This is a genomic window from Salmonella sp. 2020_1395, assembly GCF_043848115.1.
Lineage (GTDB): Bacteria > Pseudomonadota > Gammaproteobacteria > Enterobacterales > Enterobacteriaceae > Salmonella > Salmonella enterica.
The window spans coordinates 53,170-71,314 of sequence record NZ_JBCMFH010000016.1; the positions used below are offsets into that span (position 1 = coordinate 53,170).

Annotated in this window: 19 protein-coding genes; 11 read left to right on the forward strand and 8 right to left on the reverse strand. The window is 52.2% G+C overall.

Going from position 1 to position 18,145, the window contains the following annotated elements; translation table 11 throughout:
- Positions 1–187 precede the first annotated feature (187 nt).
- From potF to ACH0WD_RS20325, 9 genes are all read left to right on the forward strand, one after another.
- A complete protein-coding gene (gene potF / locus ACH0WD_RS20285; protein WP_000125770.1) occupies positions 188–1,300 on the forward strand; it encodes a spermidine/putrescine ABC transporter substrate-binding protein PotF in 1,113 nt (370 codons plus the stop codon).
- Between the two features lie 87 nt (positions 1,301–1,387).
- Complete coding sequence (gene potG, locus ACH0WD_RS20290; RefSeq protein WP_001000698.1) at positions 1,388–2,521, forward strand: putrescine ABC transporter ATP-binding subunit PotG; 1,134 nt, start codon at positions 1,388–1,390, stop codon at positions 2,519–2,521.
- 9 nt (positions 2,522–2,530) lie between these two features.
- Positions 2,531–3,484 (forward strand): putrescine ABC transporter permease PotH, encoded by a 954-nt coding sequence (gene potH / locus ACH0WD_RS20295; RefSeq protein ID WP_000105453.1) that lies wholly within the window; start codon positions 2,531–2,533, stop codon positions 3,482–3,484.
- Positions 3,481–4,326, forward strand: a complete 846-nt coding sequence (gene potI / locus ACH0WD_RS20300) for a putrescine ABC transporter permease PotI (protein ID WP_001061623.1) — start codon at positions 3,481–3,483, stop codon at positions 4,324–4,326. The genes potH and potI overlap by 4 nt, the downstream gene beginning before the upstream one ends.
- Positions 4,327–4,399: 73 nt before the next feature.
- A complete protein-coding gene (locus ACH0WD_RS20305; RefSeq protein WP_000505788.1) occupies positions 4,400–4,873 on the forward strand; it encodes a YbjO family protein in 474 nt (157 codons plus the stop codon).
- Between the two features lie 42 nt (positions 4,874–4,915).
- Positions 4,916–6,043, forward strand: coding sequence for a 23S rRNA (uracil(747)-C(5))-methyltransferase RlmC (gene rlmC / locus ACH0WD_RS20310; protein ID WP_001149795.1), 1,128 nt, complete (start codon positions 4,916–4,918; stop codon positions 6,041–6,043).
- Positions 6,044–6,337: 294 nt separating this feature from the next.
- Positions 6,338–7,681 carry a PTS sugar transporter subunit IIC gene (locus tag ACH0WD_RS20315; RefSeq protein WP_000399323.1) on the forward strand — a complete coding sequence of 448 codons (1,344 nt, stop codon included), beginning with the start codon at positions 6,338–6,340 and terminating at the stop codon, positions 7,679–7,681.
- Positions 7,682–7,710: 29 nt separating this feature from the next.
- Entirely contained in the window at positions 7,711–8,031 is a 321-nt protein-coding gene (locus ACH0WD_RS20320; protein ID WP_000655399.1) for a PTS sugar transporter subunit IIB, read from the forward strand.
- Between the two features lie 9 nt (positions 8,032–8,040).
- Positions 8,041–9,528: a sulfatase gene (locus tag ACH0WD_RS20325; RefSeq protein WP_000644020.1), complete on the forward strand. Its 1,488-nt coding sequence runs from the start codon at positions 8,041–8,043 to the stop codon at positions 9,526–9,528.
- A gap of 218 nt (positions 9,529–9,746) precedes the next feature.
- On the opposite strand, the gene artJ is transcribed toward ACH0WD_RS20325, so the two are convergent.
- The 6 genes from artJ to ACH0WD_RS20355 all read right to left on the reverse strand — a co-directional run bounded on the left by artJ (position 9,747) and on the right by ACH0WD_RS20355 (position 14,328).
- Complete coding sequence (artJ, locus tag ACH0WD_RS20330; protein WP_000737538.1) at positions 9,747–10,478, reverse strand: arginine ABC transporter substrate-binding protein ArtJ; 732 nt, start codon at positions 10,476–10,478, stop codon at positions 9,747–9,749.
- 236 nt (positions 10,479–10,714) lie between these two features.
- Positions 10,715–11,383, reverse strand: a complete 669-nt coding sequence (artM, locus tag ACH0WD_RS20335; protein WP_000895393.1) for an arginine ABC transporter permease ArtM — start codon at positions 11,381–11,383, stop codon at positions 10,715–10,717.
- The gene (artQ, locus tag ACH0WD_RS20340) at positions 11,383–12,099 is read right to left on the reverse strand and encodes an arginine ABC transporter permease ArtQ (protein ID WP_001001677.1); all 717 of its coding nucleotides are present in this window, start codon (positions 12,097–12,099) and stop codon (positions 11,383–11,385) included. Before artQ ends, artM begins: the two co-directional genes overlap by 1 nt.
- 6 nt (positions 12,100–12,105) lie before the next feature.
- Positions 12,106–12,837 (reverse strand): arginine ABC transporter substrate-binding protein ArtI, encoded by a 732-nt coding sequence (gene artI, locus ACH0WD_RS20345; protein ID WP_000756586.1) that lies wholly within the window; start codon positions 12,835–12,837, stop codon positions 12,106–12,108.
- A 17-nt stretch (positions 12,838–12,854) separates the two neighbouring features.
- A complete protein-coding gene (gene artP, locus ACH0WD_RS20350; RefSeq protein WP_000027186.1) occupies positions 12,855–13,583 on the reverse strand; it encodes an arginine ABC transporter ATP-binding protein ArtP in 729 nt (242 codons plus the stop codon).
- Between the two features lie 229 nt (positions 13,584–13,812).
- Positions 13,813–14,328: a lipoprotein gene (locus tag ACH0WD_RS20355; RefSeq protein WP_001270724.1), complete on the reverse strand. Its 516-nt coding sequence runs from the start codon at positions 14,326–14,328 to the stop codon at positions 13,813–13,815.
- Between the two features lie 127 nt (positions 14,329–14,455).
- Between ACH0WD_RS20355 and ACH0WD_RS20360 the strand changes: the two genes are divergently transcribed.
- Both ACH0WD_RS20360 and ACH0WD_RS20365 read left to right on the forward strand, forming a co-directional pair.
- Positions 14,456–14,779, forward strand: a complete 324-nt coding sequence (locus ACH0WD_RS20360) for a heavy metal-binding domain-containing protein (RefSeq protein ID WP_001160725.1) — start codon at positions 14,456–14,458, stop codon at positions 14,777–14,779.
- Complete coding sequence (locus ACH0WD_RS20365) at positions 14,776–15,606, forward strand: N-acetylmuramoyl-L-alanine amidase (protein WP_001202293.1); 831 nt, start codon at positions 14,776–14,778, stop codon at positions 15,604–15,606. The genes ACH0WD_RS20360 and ACH0WD_RS20365 overlap by 4 nt, the downstream gene beginning before the upstream one ends.
- On the opposite strand, the gene ACH0WD_RS20370 is transcribed toward ACH0WD_RS20365, so the two are convergent.
- Positions 15,603–16,616, reverse strand: a complete 1,014-nt coding sequence (locus tag ACH0WD_RS20370; RefSeq protein ID WP_000866895.1) for an NAD(P)-dependent oxidoreductase — start codon at positions 16,614–16,616, stop codon at positions 15,603–15,605. The two genes, ACH0WD_RS20365 and ACH0WD_RS20370, sit on opposite strands and share 4 nt — an antisense overlap.
- A gap of 95 nt (positions 16,617–16,711) precedes the next feature.
- The gene (locus tag ACH0WD_RS20375; RefSeq protein ID WP_000079018.1) at positions 16,712–18,145 is read right to left on the reverse strand and encodes an SDR family oxidoreductase; all 1,434 of its coding nucleotides are present in this window, start codon (positions 18,143–18,145) and stop codon (positions 16,712–16,714) included.

Below are 18,145 nucleotides of genomic sequence, written 5' to 3' on the forward strand. Positions count from 1 at the left end.
AATCTGGGCTATAGCCTCAAACCTTAGCTAAAGTTATTCTTGCGAAGCTTCTATAGCGAGCTTGATGGCAGGGAGGGCGACCTCTCTTCTTCATTTGTATCAAATGAAAAGGTATGCACATTTCAGGCATGTTTTAAACCACGCCTAATGGGTTCATTTGTTAACGGATTTCAGAAGGAAAGCGATGATGACCGCCTTAAAGAAAAAATGGCTATCGGGTCTGGTTGCGGGTGCTCTGATGGTCGTCTCTGTCGGCACGCTCGCTGCCGAACAAAAAACGCTGCACATTTATAACTGGTCAGATTATATCGCGCCGGACACGGTGGCGAACTTTGAAAAAGAGACCGGGATTAACGTTATCTATGATGTCTTTGACTCTAACGAAGTGCTGGAAGGCAAGTTAATGGCAGGCAGCACCGGGTTCGATCTGGTGGTGCCATCGGCCAGTTTTCTTGAGCGCCAGCTCACCGCGGGCGTTTTTCAGCCGCTGGATAAAAGCAAACTTCCCGGCTGGAAAAACCTCGATCCTGAACTGCTGAAACTGGTAGCGAAGCACGATCCTGACAACAAATACGCCATGCCCTACATGTGGGCCACGACGGGCATTGGCTATAACGTTGATAAAGTGAAAGCGGTGCTGGGGGATGATGCGCCAGTGAATAGCTGGGATTTAGTCCTCAAGCCGGAAAATCTGGAGAAGCTAAAAAGCTGCGGCGTCTCTTTCCTTGATGCGCCTGAAGAAATTTTTGCCACCGTGCTGAACTATCTGGGTAAAGATCCGAATAGCAGCAAAGCGGATGACTACACCGGCCCGGCAACCGATCTGTTGTTGAAGCTACGGCCAAACATTCGCTATTTCCACTCCTCGCAATACATTAACGATCTGGCTAATGGCGATACCTGTGTGGCCATCGGCTGGGCGGGCGATGTCTGGCAGGCCGCTAACCGGGCGAAAGAGGCGAAAAATGGCGTCAATATCTCTTTCTCGATCCCCAAAGAGGGGGCAATGGCGTTTTTTGATGTGTTTGCCATGCCGGCTGACGCCAAAAATAAAGACGAGGCCTACCAGTTCCTTAATTATCTGCTGCGCCCTGATGTGATTGCCCATATTTCCGATCACGTTTTCTACGCCAATGCGAATAGAGAGGCGACGGCGCTGGTTAGCCAGCAGGTGCGCGATAACCCGGGAATTTATCCGCCGGCGGATGTGCGGGCCAAGTTGTTTACCCTGAAAGTGCAGGAGCCGAAGATTGATCGCGTCCGCACCCGCGCATGGACGAAGGTGAAAAGCGGTAAGTAATTGATTAACGGTATTGCCTGATAAGCGTGCGCTATCGGGCATTCCACCGTTTGTATCGTTTGATTGTGTTATGCCGGAGAGCGCCTTGTGAATGATGTCCCCCACCGCCCGCAGGTGAAAACCCGTAAAGCGCTGACGCCGCTTCTGGAAATTCGCAACCTGACGAAGTCATTCGACGGGCAACATGCTGTCGATGATGTCAGTCTGACTATCTATAAAGGCGAGATTTTTGCCCTGCTGGGCGCGTCAGGTTGTGGAAAATCGACTCTGCTACGGATGCTGGCAGGTTTTGAACCGCCGAGCAGCGGGCAAATTATGCTCGACGGCGTCGATCTGGCGCATGTTCCGCCGTATCAGCGTCCGATTAATATGATGTTTCAGTCCTATGCGTTGTTTCCGCATATGACGGTAGAGCAGAACATCGCTTTTGGTCTGAAGCAGGACAAACTGCCGAAGGCGGAGATTACCAGCCGCGTCAATGAGATGCTGGGTCTGGTGCACATGCAGGAGTTTGCGAAACGTAAGCCGCATCAGCTTTCCGGCGGTCAGCGTCAGCGCGTGGCCCTGGCGCGCAGCCTGGCGAAACGTCCTAAGCTGCTCTTGTTGGATGAACCGATGGGCGCGCTGGATAAAAAATTACGCGACCGGATGCAGCTTGAAGTGGTGGATATCCTTGAGCGCGTCGGCGTGACCTGCGTCATGGTGACGCACGATCAGGAAGAAGCGATGACGATGGCGGGGCGCATTGCCATCATGAACCGTGGAAAATTTGTGCAAATTGGCGAACCGGAGGAGATTTACGAGCATCCGACGACCCGCTACAGCGCCGAATTTATCGGATCGGTAAATGTTTTTGAGGGCTTACTGAAAGCGCGTGAAGAGGACGGTCTGGTCATTGACGCACCTGGTTTGGTTCATCCGTTAAAAGTCGATGCAGATGCCTCTGTCGTTGATAATGTGCCGGTATATGTGGCGCTACGTCCGGAAAAAATCATGCTGTGTGAGTCGCCGCCTGCCGATGGCTATAATTTCGCCGTCGGCGAAGTGGCGCATATTGCGTATCTCGGCGATCTGTCTATTTATCATGTGCGGCTAAAAAGCGGGCAGATGATCAGCGCTCAACTGCAGAATGCGCACCGTTACCGGAAAGGGTTACCGACCTGGGGCGATGAAGTGCGTTTGTGCTGGGAAGCGGATAGCTGCGTGGTCCTGACGGTATAAGGGGGAAACATGAGCACACTTGAACCTCCGGCACGCATCAGTAAACCTGGCGGCGCGGCGCTATGGTTGGCGCGAATGCAAATGAAACATGGGCGTAAGCTGGTTATTGCTTTGCCTTATATCTGGCTCATTCTGCTGTTTTTACTGCCGTTTCTTATCGTCTTTAAGATAAGTCTGGCGGAAATGGCGCGGGCGATCCCGCCGTATACCGATCTGCTGGAATGGGCTGACGGTCAGTTGTCGATTACGCTCAACCTCGGCAATTTTTTGCAACTGACCGACGATCCGCTTTATTTCGAAGCCTATCTGCAATCGTTACAAATTGCCGGTATTTCCACGATCTGCTGCCTGCTGCTGGGCTACCCGCTGGCGTGGGCGGTGGCGCACAGCAAGCCCTCCACGCGCAATATCCTGCTGCTGTTGGTGATTCTGCCCTCGTGGACGTCTTTTTTAATACGCGTCTATGCCTGGATGGGCATTTTGAAAAACAACGGTGTGCTGAACAATGTGTTGCTGTGGCTCGGGGTTATCGATCAGCCGCTGACGATCCTGCACACTAACCTGGCCGTCTATATCGGCATTGTTTATGCGTATCTGCCGTTTATGGTTCTGCCCATTTATACCGCATTAACGCGTATTGATTATTCGCTGGTGGAAGCGTCGCTGGATCTCGGCGCCCGACCGCTGAAAACATTTTTTAGCATCATTGTCCCGCTCACCAAAGGCGGAATCATCGCTGGCTCGATGCTGGTTTTTATCCCGGCGGTGGGCGAGTTTGTGATCCCGGAACTGCTTGGCGGGCCGGACAGTATCATGATTGGTCGCGTCCTGTGGCAGGAGTTTTTCAATAACCGCGACTGGCCGGTGGCTTCTGCGGTCGCCATTATTATGTTGCTGCTGCTGATAGTACCGATCATGTGGTTCCATAAACATCAGCAAAAAAGTGTGGGGGAGCATGGATGAATAACTTACCGGTCGTTCGCTCGCCCTGGCGCATTCTGATTCTGGTGCTGGGGTTTACTTTTCTCTATGCGCCGATGTTAATGTTGGTGATTTACTCGTTTAACAGTTCGAAGCTGGTGACGGTGTGGGCGGGATGGTCGACGCGCTGGTATGGCGAGCTCTTTCGGGATACCGCCATGATGAGCGCAGTGGGACTAAGCCTGACAATTGCCGCCTGCGCGGCGACGATGGCGGCGGTGCTCGGTACTATCGCCGCGGTGGTGATGGTGCGATTTGGACGATTTCGCGGCGCAAACGGCTTTGCGTTTATGATCACCGCGCCGCTGGTGATGCCGGATGTGATTACCGGGCTGTCGCTGCTGTTGCTGTTTGTCGCGCTCGGTCATGCTATCGGCTGGCCCTCCGATCGCGGGATGCTGACCATCTGGTTGGCGCACGTCACGTTCTGTACCGCCTACGTGGCAGTGGTGATCGCTTCGCGATTACGCGAACTGGATCGTTCGATTGAAGAGGCGGCGATGGATCTTGGCGCGGCGCCGTTGAAGGTCTTTTTTGTCATTACGTTACCGATGATCATGCCCGCGGTGATCTCGGGCTGGCTGTTGGCCTTTACGCTTTCCCTTGACGATCTGGTGATTGCCAGCTTCGTTTCCGGTCCCGGCGCCACCACGCTACCGATGCTGGTTTTCTCCAGCGTGCGCATGGGCGTGAACCCGGAAATCAACGCGCTGGCGACGTTAATCCTCGGCGTGGTAGGAATCGTCGGATTTATTGCCTGGTACCTGATGGCGCGAGCGGAAAAACAGCGGATTCGCGATATCCAGCGTGCAAGACGCGGCTGAAGCCACTAAAATCTTCCACTATGGCAATGCGTTGCCGCGCGAGTCGCGGCATCATTTTCAGGGAAGACATTCATTGGGATTTATAAAGCAATCAACCTCATCACATGCCCGTTTAAATGTGCCTACGCTGGTGCAGGTTGCGGCTATGGCGATTATTTTGATTCGCGGTCTCGATGTGCTGATGATTATGAATACCCTCGGCATACGCGGGATGGGCGAGTTTATTCATCGCAGCGTGCAGACGTGGAGCTTAACCCTGGTCTTTCTGGCCAGCTTAGTGCTGGTCTTTGTTGAAATTTATTGTGCGTTTTCGCTGGTGAAAGGCCGTAGCTGGGCGCGCTGGGTGTACCTGGCGACACAAATTATTGTAAGTGGGTATCTGTGGGCGGCGTCGTTAGGCTACGGGTATCCGGAGTTGTTTAGCATCGCGGGAGAATCGAAGCGTGATATCCTGCATTCCCTGGTCATGCAAAAACTCCCCGATCTTTTAATTCTGTTTCTGCTGTTTATTCCCGCTCCCAGCCGTCGGTTCTTCCGGCTGCAATAATGTGTATAATCGTCGCCCCGGATAATATGAAGGTTTTTTGGTATGCAGTGCGCACTCTATGACGCGGGTCGCTGCCGTTCCTGTCAATGGATTACGCAGTCGGTTAACGAACAACTTTCCGCAAAAACAGCCGATTTACATCGTTTGCTCGCCGGGCTGCCTGTTGAACAGTGGTGCGCGCCGACTGGAGGCCCGGAACAGCGTTTCCGCAACAAAGCGAAAATGGTCGTGAGCGGTAGTGTAGAAAAACCGCTCTTCGGGATGCTGCATCGCGACGGTACGCCGGTCGATCTTTGCGGCTGCCCGCTGTATCCCGCCTCCTTTGCCCCCGTATTCAGCGCGCTAAAACCTTTTATTGCCCGTGCCGGACTCACGCCTTATAACGTGGCGCGAAAACGTGGCGAACTGAAATACCTGTTGCTGACGGAAAGTCAGTTCGATGGCGGCATGATGCTACGCTTCGTGTTGCGTTCAGAAACCAAACTTACGCAACTGCGCGCGGCGTTACCGTGGCTGCGTGCGCAACTGCCGCAGCTCAAAGTGATCACCGCAAATATTCAGCCGGTACATATGGCGATTATGGAAGGGGAGACGGAAATCTACCTGACGGATCAGCAGGCGCTGGCGGAACGTTTTAACGATGTGCCGCTGTGGATTCGTCCGCAAAGTTTCTTTCAGACCAACCCTACGGTCGCCAGCCGATTATATGCGACGGCGCGCGACTGGGTAGGGCAACTGCCGGTACGCCATATGTGGGATCTTTTTTGCGGAGTGGGCGGATTCGGCCTGCACTGCGCGACGCCGCAGATGCAATTAACCGGTATTGAGATCGCGCCGGAGGCGATTGCCTGCGCGAAGCAATCCGCTGCCGAGCTGGGATTGACCCGCCTTCATTTCCAGGCGCTGGATTCCACCCAATTCGCCACCGCACAAGGTGAAACGCCCGACCTGGTGTTGGTGAATCCTCCCCGCCGCGGCATTGGCAAGCCGTTGTGCGATTACCTTGCACAAATGGCGCCGCGTTTTATTATTTATTCAAGCTGTAACGCGCAGACGATGGCGCAGGATATTCGTCATCTGCCGAACTACCGTATTCAACGTGTTCAGCTTTTCGATATGTTCCCGCATACCGCGCATTATGAAGTGTTAACACTGCTTTGCAGGCTGTAGCGCCAAAAGCCAGACATACAAAATATCTATATTAACTATCTAATTATCCATAAATAATAATAACCATGATCGATCGATAAAAAACTCCGATCGATCGTGGTTATATATTACCCTATTTTTGCAAATCAAATCACAAATAATCACTTTGAATCTTTTAATGACTAATTTTGATTATTACAGTGCGTGTAAGGCAAAATTAGACAAGGTGGTTTATCGGGTAACTTTCAATAGCATCAGCGAAGCAATACGTAACGTCAGTAAAGGGGTCAATCATGACAACGAATAGGCACGCTTATGGAGGGCGTTCAGACGATGTTTGCCAAATTTATAGATGTTATTCAAACGTTTTTAACTGAACCGGCAATATTAATTGGGATATTAGTCGGTGTTGGCTATGCGCTGGATAAAAAGACGCCTATAAAAATTATCACCGGTATGATCAGCGCGATGGTCGGTTTGATGATGGTGTTATTTGGCGGCTTTCAATTTTCAGCCACTTTTAAACCGGTTGCAGAGGCAGTCAGCAAGGCTTATGGCGTGCATGGATACTTAATGGATTCATATGCCATGAAAGCCGCGACGCAAATAGCGCTGGGCGATAATTTCGGCTATGTAGGATACGTTTTTGTACTGGCGTTTTTTACTAACCTGTTATTAGTTTTATTTGGCCGTTATACCGGCGCAAAAGGTATATTTCTTACCGGTAATACCGGGGTCTCTCATTCACAGGCAGTACTGTGGTTAATCGTCTTCTGGCTGGGGTTCGGTTGGGTACAATCCATTGTAATTGCCGGGGTATTGACCGGGGTCTTTTGGGCGTTTTCAACTACGCTTATTGTTAAACCCATCGCCAAAGTGACCAATAACGCCGGTTTTACCATTGCGCATAACCAGATGCTGGGACTGTGGTTTTTCTCGAAATTCGCGCATAAATTCGGCGATCCGGAAAAGCATGACGCCGAAAACCTGAAACTTCCCGGTTGGTTAGCCATTTTTAACCACAACGTGACGGCAATCGCCATTGTGATGACGCTCTTCGTTGGCGGTTTTCTATTGGCGACAGGGATCGATAACGTACAGTTAATGGCGAAAGGCAAACCCTGGTATATCTATATCATCAATCTGGGCCTGCAATTCTCTATGTATATGGTCATCTTGCTGCAGGGCGTGCGGATGATGGTTGGTGAAATTAACGGTTCGTTTAAAGGATGGCAGGATCGCTTTATTCCTAACGCTATACCGGCTGTGGATGTTGCTGCTTTATTACCTTTTTCGCCGAACGCGGCCACGCTGGGATTCGTCTTTTGTACCTTCGGCACGATTTTTTCCATGGGCATTCTGCTGCTCATCCATAGCCCTATTATGGTATTGCCTGGTTTTGTTCCGCTCTTCTTTTCCGGCGGTCCCATCGGCGTATTAGCCAACCGAATGGGGGGATATCGTTCCGTTATTATTTGTACTTTCCTTCTAGGGATTATTCAGACTTTCGGTACGGTATGGGCCATTCCTTTAACCGGGCTGGCAAAAGAAGGCGTGGGCTGGACGGGAATATTTGACTGGGCGACTCTGTGGCCTGCAATTTGTGAATTACTGAAATTTATTGCTTCAACGTTCCATCTTGGTCCTTATTCCATTTAATTGATTCGGTTTATATAAAGGATTTTATTATGAAAGATTCTGTAAATATTTTATTCGTATGCGGTTATGGTGTAGGTAGTAGCGTAATGTTACAGACTGTTGTTAAAAAAGCGTTAGCAAAATATGACTTCTCTTTTGATATGGAGCATACGGCAGCGGGAGAGGTCGGTGGATTTACCGACTGGGCAGATATTTATGCGATTTCGAAAAAATTACTTGATGTTGTTAGCCTCGATCCTAAACACGGACAATATCTCATTCCCATTGAAAATATCATGGATGGCGAATCAATAGGTAAACAGATTTACGATGTGGTAGAGAAAAATTTTCCGCACCTGCTCAACAAATGAGGGTGAGTCATGAAAGCGATTATTCTGCTGTTTGACAGTCTGAATAAAAACTATTTGCCGCCCTATGGTGATTTGCTAACGAAAGCGCCTAACTTTCAACGCCTGGCGGCACATGCCGCCACCTTTGACAATAGTTATGTCGGCAGTATGCCCTGTATGCCAGCCCGTCGGGAACTGCACACCGGGCGCTATAATTTCCTGCATCGTGAGTGGGGGCCGCTGGAACCCTTTGATGATTCCATGCCGGAATTATTGAAAAAAGCGGGGATCTACACCCATCTTATCAGCGATCATCTGCATTACTGGGAAGACGGCGGCGGTAACTACCATAACCGCTATAGCTCCTGGGACGTAGTACGCGGTCAGGAGGGCGATCACTGGAAGGCGAGCGTTGGCGAGCCGCCCATTCCGGAAGTACTGCGCGTTCCACAAAAACAAACCGGAGGCGGCGTTTCCGGGCTATGGCGTCATGACTGGGCGAACCGCGAATACATCCAGCAGGAAGCCGATTTTCCCCAGACGAAAGTTTTTGACGCCGGGTGCGATTTTATCCATAAAAATCATGCCGAAGATAACTGGTTATTGCAGGTTGAGACGTTTGATCCGCATGAGCCGTTTTATACCACCGAGGAATATTTATCGCTCTATGACGATGAGTGGCAAGGCCCGCATTATGACTGGCCGCGCGGCAAAGTCAGTGAAAGTGAGGAGGCGATAGCGCATATTCGCTGTCGTTATCGGGCCCTGGTTTCCATGTGCGACCGCAATCTGGGACGTATCCTTGATCTGATGGATGAACACGATCTCTGGCGCGATACGATGCTGATTGTCGGTACCGATCACGGCTTCTTGCTGGGGGAGCACGGTTGGTGGGCTAAAAATCAAATGCCCTATTATAACGAGGTGGCGAATAACCCGCTGTTTATCTGGGACCCGCGCAGCGCGGTATGCGGAGCGCGACGGCAGTCGCTGGTGCAGATGATTGACTGGGCACCAACGCTACTGGATTATTTTCAGCAACCTATTCCCGCAGATATGCAGGGCCAACCGCTGGCGAAAGTCATTGCCAGTGATGAACCCGTCAGGGAAGGCGCGCTGTTTGGCGTGTTTAGCGGACATGTTAATGTTACCGACGGACGCTATGTTTATATGCGGGCCGCGCAGCCGGGGCGTGAGCATGACATTGCGAACTACACGTTAATGCCGATCAAGATGAATGCGCGTTATGATGTGGATGAACTGGGAAAATTATCTCTGGCACCTCCGTTTAACTTTACTAAAGGGCTTCAGGTATTACGTATTCCGGCCAGGGAAAAATATAAAGGTGTGAATAGCTTTGGTCATCTTTTGTTTGATCTCAGAGACGATCCGCAGCAGCAACATCCTATTCATGATGAGGCCATCGAAGCAAGGATGATCAACTTACTTATCCGTTTGATGAAAGAAAATGATGCTCCGGCGGAGCAGTATCGCCGTCTGGGTCTGGATGTTGTCTAAAAACATAACAATGTTGTAAGCCGGGTACGCGTTAGCGTCACCCGGCAAGTATTAGTCCGAATCGCCTGTTGATGCAGGCGTTTGAGACTGATGACAAACTGTAGAATGCTCAATGGCGCTGCGCTTATCAGGCCAGGATAGTTTCCGATGGCGGCCCGTGGGCTGAATAAGGTATTTATACTGCCATTTCGCAACACGGTGGGCTAATCACATATGTCTTACTGCGGGAACCACTGATCGCTGATTTTCTGATAAGTGCCGTCCGCTTTAATGGCGGCCAGCGCATTATTCAGTTTTTCCAGCAACGCCTTATTGTCCGGGCGCACCGCGATGCCAAGTCCGGTACCGAAGTATTGCGGATCGGTCACTTTCTCTGTTGCCGGACCCAGTTGCGGATTCGTTTTCAGCCACTCATTGACCACTGCGGTATCGCCAAAGACGCCGTCAATACGGCCATTTTTCAGGTCGATAATCGCATTCTGGTAGCTGTCGTAGGCCACGGTTTTGACCTCCGGATGTTTATCCTGGAGATATTTTTGATGCGTGGTGCCATTTTCCATACCGATACGCTTACCTTTTAGATCGGTAAAGGTTTTATAGGTGTCTTTTTTGGCAATCACCAGCGCGGAGTTCGCATAATAGGGATTGCTAAAGGCGACCTGCTTACTGCGCTCCGGGGTAATGTCCATTCCGGAAATGACGGCATCATATTTTCTGAATTTCAGCGCCGGGATAAGACTATCGAAAGCATGATTGGTAAAAGTACATTCTGCCTGCATTTGCTTGCATAATGCGGTTGCCAGATCGATATCGAAGCCCACAATTTTATTACTCGCATCCAGGGATTCAAACGGGGGATAGGTGGCGGAAACCCCGAAATTGATTTTTTCAGCGGCGATGCTGCCAGTGGCGAAAGAGGCGAGTAATGCGGCCAGAACTAACTTTTTCATGATGTCACTCCCGTAATCTTATGATTATGCGCCGTGTCTGCGGCATAGATTTACAATGCCATCAATTGAATTTGTATGCAATAAAAATGATTAAATATTTTTAAATGGATAAAAAAAGACGGACAAGTTAACCACTTGTCCGTCGGGTTTATTCAAAATTATGCATCGTAGGCTTGATAAGCGCAGCGCCATCTGACCATTGTCGAACGGCGGCGAGAATGCCTTATCCTGCCTGGTTAATTGCGCCGCTCAAACGCCAGGGCTTTACGCTCAATCAAACGCATCATCAGCGTCAATAGACCGTTGACGACCAGGTAAATTACGCCTGCCGCGCCAAATACCATCACATCGTAGGTACGACCATAGAGCAACTGACTGTACCCCATGACCTCCATCAAGGTGATGGTATAGGCCAGCGAGGTACTTTTGAAGACCAGTACCACCTCATTAGAATAGGAGGAGAGGGCGCGTTTAAACGCATAGGGCAACAAAATCGCCAGAGTATCTTTCTTACTCATCCCCAGCGCGCCACAGGACTGCCACTGACCTTCCGGAATCGCGCGAATCGCGCCATAAAATAGCTGCGTGGTATAAGCGGCGCTGTTTAGCGACAACGCGATCAGTGCGCACAGCCACGGTTCAGACAGTAGATGCCAGAGTAGCGGATACTCTTGCAGTGTCGGGAATTGACCGGGTCCGTAGTAGATCAGGAAAATTTGCACCAACAACGGCGTACCGGTAAACAACGTGATATAGCCGCGCACCAGCCACACCACGAACGGCGTTTTTAGCGTCAGGATGATGGTAAAAACTAACGCCAGCACCAAAGCGACGGCAATAGAAGCCACGGTCAGCGTCAGGCTGGTGTGTAGCCCTTTTAGCAGTTCAGGTAAATACTCAAGCATTAGTCCGGCCTCCGCTCAAAACGTGTCGCGCGCAGGTCTATGCGTTTGAGAATGTACTGACTGATCAGCGTAATGACCAGGTAAATAGCCGCCGCAATAATGTACCAGTTAAACGGTTCCTGGGTGCGTGTGGCAATACTTTTGGTCTGCAACATCAGATCGTTAACGCTGATAAGGCTGACCAGAGCCGTATCTTTTAGCAACACCAGCCACTGATTACCCAGCCCTGGCAGAGCGTGACGCCACATCTGCGGCATCACCAGACGGAAAAAAATCGCCGTCTTTGATAATCCCAGTGCCTGACCCGACTCCCACTGACCAGACGGAACGGCTTTCAGCGCGCCGCGTAGCGTCTGCGACGCATAGGCCGCATACAGCAGGGACAACGCAATCACGCCGCACAGGAACGGACTGACGTCAAAGTTCTCAATCTCCATTTGCACCGGGATCTGCGTAAAGCCGAGATGGAGGGTAAACCCGTCAGACAGCGTAAGCAGGAGTTGCGAGGAGCCGAAATAGATAAACAGCACCACCAGAATTTCCGGCAGGCCGCGCAAAATAGTGACCAGCGCGGAGCCTATCCAGGCAATCGGGCGCCATTTTACGGACTCCCAGACGGCAAAGAACATGGCTAACGCGAGGCCAATGATCAGCGCGCAGACGGCAAGACCGACGGTCATCCCGGCGGCGCTTGCTAAAGGAAAAAATTCGTTCATCAAAGATTACTTCTGGAACCATTTGTTATAGATGGTCTCGTAAGTCCCATCTTTCTTCACTTTTTCCAGCGCAGTATTGAATTTCTGCTGCAGCTCGGTGTTGCCCTGACGTACCGCGATACCCAAGCCGGTGCCGAAATAATCTTTATCGGTGACTTTATCGCCGACCGGCGCCAGCTTAGGATTGGCTTTCAGCCATTCGGTCACGACCGCCGTGTCGCCGAAAACAGCGTCGATACGGCCATTTTGTAGATCCAGCTTCGCGTTCTGATAGCTGTCATACGGTACGGTGGTGATTTCCGGATGCTTATCCATGATGAATTTCTGGTGCGTCGTACCGTTCTGTACGCCGACTTTCTTACCTTTCAGTTGATCGACGCTGGTGTATTTGCCCTGCTGACCCACGAACAGCGCGGAGTTGTCGTAATATGGCGTGGTAAACAGCACCTGCTTTTCACGTTCCGGCGTGATATCCATTCCCGCCATTACAGCGTCGAAGCGGCGGAATTTCAGGCTGGGGATCAGGCTGTCGAACGCCTGATTGGTAAAGGTACAGGAGGCGTCGATCTCTTTACATAGCGCGTTGGCCAGGTCGACGTCAAAGCCGACAATCTTGTTATTAGCATCCATCGATTCGAACGGCGGATAGGACGCTTCGGTCGCAAAACGAATGGTCTGGGCTGCTGTAGCGGAAAGGCTAAAGCCTGCAATTAGCGCGGCAATCAGAACTTTTTTCATTGTCATTGTCCCGAATCTTAGTGAGAGAGATAGTTTTTGAACGCTTCGGTCTGAGGGTGGGCAAAGCAACCCGCATCACCGTGCTCGACGATGTGACCATTTTCCATATAAATCACACGACTGGCGGTCTTACGCGCCACTTCGACTTCATGCGTAACGATCACCTGAGTAATGTTCGTTTCCGCCAGCTCATGAATAATGCTGACGATTTGAGCGGTAATTTCCGGGTCCAGCGCGGCGGTCGGTTCATCAAACAGCAGCACCTGCGGCTCCATCATCAGCGCGCGGGCAATCGCGACGCGCTGCTGCTGACCGCCGGAAAGGTGCAACGGATAACGATCGCTATATGGCTTCAGACGTAGACGCTCCAGCAGCTTTTCTGCGCGCGCCAGCGCCTGATCTTTTGTCAGACCCAGTACGCGGCAGGGCGCTTCAATCAGATTCTGCACAACGGTGAGATGCGGCCAAAGATTATATTGCTGAAAGACCATTCCGACATTTTGACGTAGCTCACGAATCGCCTTATCGGACGGCGTTTTCGTAAAGTCAAAATGGTTCCCGGCGATAGTCAAAGTGCCGGAGCGCGGCATCTCAAGCAGATTGAGTACACGCAGCAGCGAACTTTTACCCGCCCCGCTTGGGCCAAGCAACACCAGCGTTTCGCCTTCGGGGCAATCCAGCGTGATATCGAACAGCGCCTGATGCGCGCCGTAAAAGCAATTAATGCCGTTTAATTGAATACTCATTGACACTCGTATACAGGCAGTCTGATAGCTATTGAAGCCGCAGATAGTACCTTTCGCAGAATAGTTATGCAATATTTATGCGTTAAAAGTTAAATATATCCCACATTCTTCCCTAAACATAGCACAAAATAGCAGGAGGAATAGTAGGTAAGAAGAATTGTCGGCATCCCGGGCAGAATGCCAGACAATTTACGGGGTTATGGGTGCAAAAGCGGGGGAATACTGTCTGTTAACGGTTTTCTATCGACTGGCGCAGCGTACCGGCAGGGGCATGGACATCTCCGCCCAGATAGCGAACGTCGTCAATCACCCAGCATGAGCCTTCGTGAATCATAAGCACTTCATCCTGCCAGCTTTGATCGCCCTGTTTTAACGCTACCCGCAGAGGAATGTTGCGCGCATCTCGGTTCGGAATGGTTGATGCGCTGGCGACGTTGGCGCTATCCGGCAGCGTAGCGCGGCTGGAGAACAGATCGCCGCTCATCAACTGGCGGTGCTCCGTATCGCGGCTGGCGTCGGTCAACAATTTCGCCAGGTTATCACTCAAGTAGGGGCGAAGCGCGGCGATATCATTGCTGTGGTGTTGAATACGGTAGTCGTAAAATTGTTGAGCCACGCTGTCCGGGCCGCCTTCCACACACGCGCCGATACGCGGGCCATTATCTTTGTAGGCGGGAGTGACGGTCGTACAGGCGCTAAGCAGAAGCGCGCACGGGATGAGCAAAGAGAGTTTAGAATAGCGCATGATGATTTCCTTATAGGCGATCGAGCAAAAACCGATCTACGATAATCAATTATATCCTTTCAATGATAGCGTATCAGCTTGATAATGCGTTTGAGATCGTGTGCTTAGCTAACCCGGGAGATTCACTATGCAGTTTTCAACAACCCCAACGCTGGAAGGACAAAGCATCGTGGAGTATTGCGGTGTGGTAACGGGCGAAGCCATTTTAGGCGCCAATATTTTCCGCGATTTTTTCGCCGGCATTCGGGATATCGTCGGCGGACGTTCCGGCGCGTATGAGAAAGAGCTGCGTAAAGCGCGTGAAATCGCTTTTCAGGAACTTGGCGAGCAGGCTAAAGCGTTGGGCGCCGATGCGGTGGTAGGCATCGATATTGATTACGAAACTGTCGGCAAGGATGGCAGTATGCTGATGGTCAGCGTCAGCGGAACGGCGGTGAAAACGCGCCGATGAGAGCGCTACTGTGGCTGGTGGGTCTCGCGTTGCTGTTAACAGGCTGCGCGAGCGAAAAAGGAATTATCGATAAAGAGGGATATCAGCTTGATACCCGACATCGGGCGCAGGCGGCCTATCCGCGCATTAAAGTCCTGGTGATTCACTATACGGCGGAAAACTTTGACGTTTCGCTGGCGACGTTAACGGGTCGCAACGTCAGTTCGCATTACCTGATTCCCGCAACCCCGCCATTATATGGCGGTAAACCGCGCATCTGGCAACTGGTGCCGGAACAGGATCAGGCCTGGCATGCGGGCGTCAGTTTCTGGCGAGGCGCCACGCGTCTCAATGATACGTCTATTGGCATTGAGCTGGAAAATCGCGGTTGGCGAATGTCCGGCGGGGTGAAATCTTTCGCGCCGTTTGAATCCGCGCAAATTCAGGCATTGATTCCGTTAGCGAAGGACATTATCGCGCGCTATGACATCAAACCGCAGAATGTGGTGGCCCATGCGGATATCGCGCCGCAGCGTAAAGACGATCCCGGCCCGCGCTTCCCGTGGCGCGAGCTGGCGGCGCAGGGGATTGGCGCCTGGCCTGACGCCCAGCGTGTGGCGTTTTATCTGGCTGGACGCGCGCCGTATACGCCAGTCGATACCGCAACGGTGCTTGCGTTACTCTCGCGCTATGGCTATGAAGTCAAAGCCGATATGACGGCACGCGAGCAGCAGCGGGTGATTATGGCGTTCCAGATGCACTTCCGTCCGGCGCAATGGAACGGTATCGCAGATGCCGAAACGCAGGCGATTGCCGAAGCATTACTGGAGAAGTACGGCCAGGATTAACGCGGTAAATTTCCGTGATCGCGCAGCCAGGCGGCGGTGCGCTCAATGCCTTCGTCCAGCGTGACGATGGGCTGGTAGCCCAACTCGTCCTGCGCGCGAGTCGTATCGAGCGTAAAATCAAAATTCAGTTTTGACACGCCGTAATGCGTTAGGGGGGGCTCTTTGGCGGATTTTTTGCCGAAGCGCTCCATACTGCGGGCGATCATATCCAGCATCGGGTAAGGCACAGAGCGAATGCGGCAGTCGATAGACAGTTCATCAATTAACTTTTGTACGATGCTGCGTAAGGTGCGGTTTTCGCCGTTAGTGATGTTATAAGCGCGGCCAGAAGGCAGATGATCGCAGCCCGGCTGGCTGGCCAGCCACATGGCGTGGATCGCATTTTCATAGTAGGTCATATCGACCAGCGCGCTGCCCCCGTGCGGTAATAAGACGCTACCGTAATGGTGCATCATATGCGCCAGACGTGGGATAAATACTTTATCGTGCGGGCCAAACAGGCTTTGCGGACGTAACACCGTAAAACGTGTTTGCGGATTGGCCTGCGCCAGCAGATTAATCACCTCTTCGCCGGCGGCTTTACTGCGGGCGAACTCATTGGCAAACCGATGCGGACGGAAATCCTCTTTGATATCACGGTGATGGTGGTAATCAAAATAGAGTGAGGGAGAGGAGATATGAATAAAATTGCGCACGCCCCAGGCGACCGCCCATTCTCCCAGGCGGCGGGTGGCGCGAACATTCGCCAGATCGAAAGCTTGTTGGGTTCCCCAGGGCGAGGTAAAGCTGGAGCAGTGCCACAACGTGTCGATCCCGGCGAGCATCACTTTAGCCTGCGAGGAGACCAGTTCGGTTAAATCCGCATGGACGAATTCCGCGCCCATTTTTTCAAGCAGCTTGCCCATCGCTGCATTGCGACCCGTCGCTCTGACGCTGATGCCTTTATTGCGCAAAAATTCAACCGCGTTTCGACCTAAGCCGCTGGTGGCGCCGGTAACCAGTACCTTCATATCAATCCACTGTGTTTAATAAACCGTCGTGCGCATTCTTCCGTGAATTACGTCGGTATGCAATGGGAAACACGAAAGAATACAGCAACTTTTTCTCATTTTTCTGTGATTTGTTCTGCAAGTCGGGCAATACGCCTTGCCATTCCCCGGAAAATAAACAGGTGCGCCGGGATCATCAGTAGCCAGTAAATCAGGCCCGGCATTCCGTGTGGATGCCACCAGGCGCGCACGTCAATTTCGCGGTAGCGGCCTTTATCATGCAGCGTGAAACTAAGCCGCCCCAGACCCGGCGCTTTCATGCCAAACAAGAGCGTGAGCTGTTTTTCTGGCTCGACAATGATCACTTTCCAGCTATCTACCGTATCGCCAGGCTTAAGCAAAGTATGCGACGGGCGGCCTTTCGCCAGTTTATGCCCCACCAGACGGTCCATCGCGGCGCGCGTCTGCCACAAAATATTGCCGAAAAAATAGCCCTCTTTGCCACCCAGCCGATTTACGACCTGCCAGAGCGCCGATAGGCTGGCCGGGGTCTGCGCGGTAAAGCCCGCCTGCTTTGGAAAATAGCCGTATTCGGGACGCCAGCGGGCGAAGGCCAGCGCGTCGTAGCCCCAGTCGCTGGAGTTCACCAGTTTTTCTTCTTCTTTCAGCGTGCGGCGAACGGCGTCGTCAAAGGTGATAAGCGTTTGGGGGATCAACTTTTTTAACGCGGCGTCATCGGCCAGCAAATCGTGCCTTAACCCCTGGATTAAGGCTTTTGCGGTAGTCGGCGGCACGGAGGTAATGACGTTTAAAAACCAGACCGAAATCCAGCGGGTCGGAAAAGGCACCGGGATCAGCGGACGCCGTTTACCGCTGACGGCCATAAAACGTTCAAACTGCTGCTGATAGCTTAATACCTGCGGCCCGGCGGCTTCCAGAATACGATGCTCGTGCGCAGGGTGGTCCAGCAAGCCGACCAGGTAGTAGAGTAAATTTTCCAGGGCGATGGGCGTAGTGCGCGAACGCACCCAGCGCGGCGGCGTGAGTATTGGCAGGTTGTAAACCATGTCGCGCATGACTTCGAAGGCGGCGGAGCCTGCGCCGACGATGATCCCGGCGCGTAATTCCGTCACCGGTACGCCTGCGTCGCGCAGCGTGTCAGCCGTAAGCTGGCGGGCGCGCAGGTGATCGGATTGCTCATGCGCCGGTGCCTGCAGTGAACTGAGGAAAATAAGTTGCTTAACCGGCGTCTGGCGCAGCGCGTCGCGCACGTTGAGCGCCGCCTGACGCTCATGGGCGATAAAATCGCCGCCTTCGCCCATGCCGTGTACCAGATAGTAAACGGTATCAACGTCGCGAAGCAGCGCGGGTAAATTTTCCGGCCAGTGCAGATCGACCTTATGACAACTGACGTTGGCGAGGCGCTGTTTTTCCAGACGTTCCACGCGCCGCGCCGCCGCCCGCACCTGATGTCCTTGCTGACTTAGCGCAAAGACCAAGTGCTGGCCGATATAGCCGCTGGCGCCGAGGACCAGAATGCGTTGCGCCAC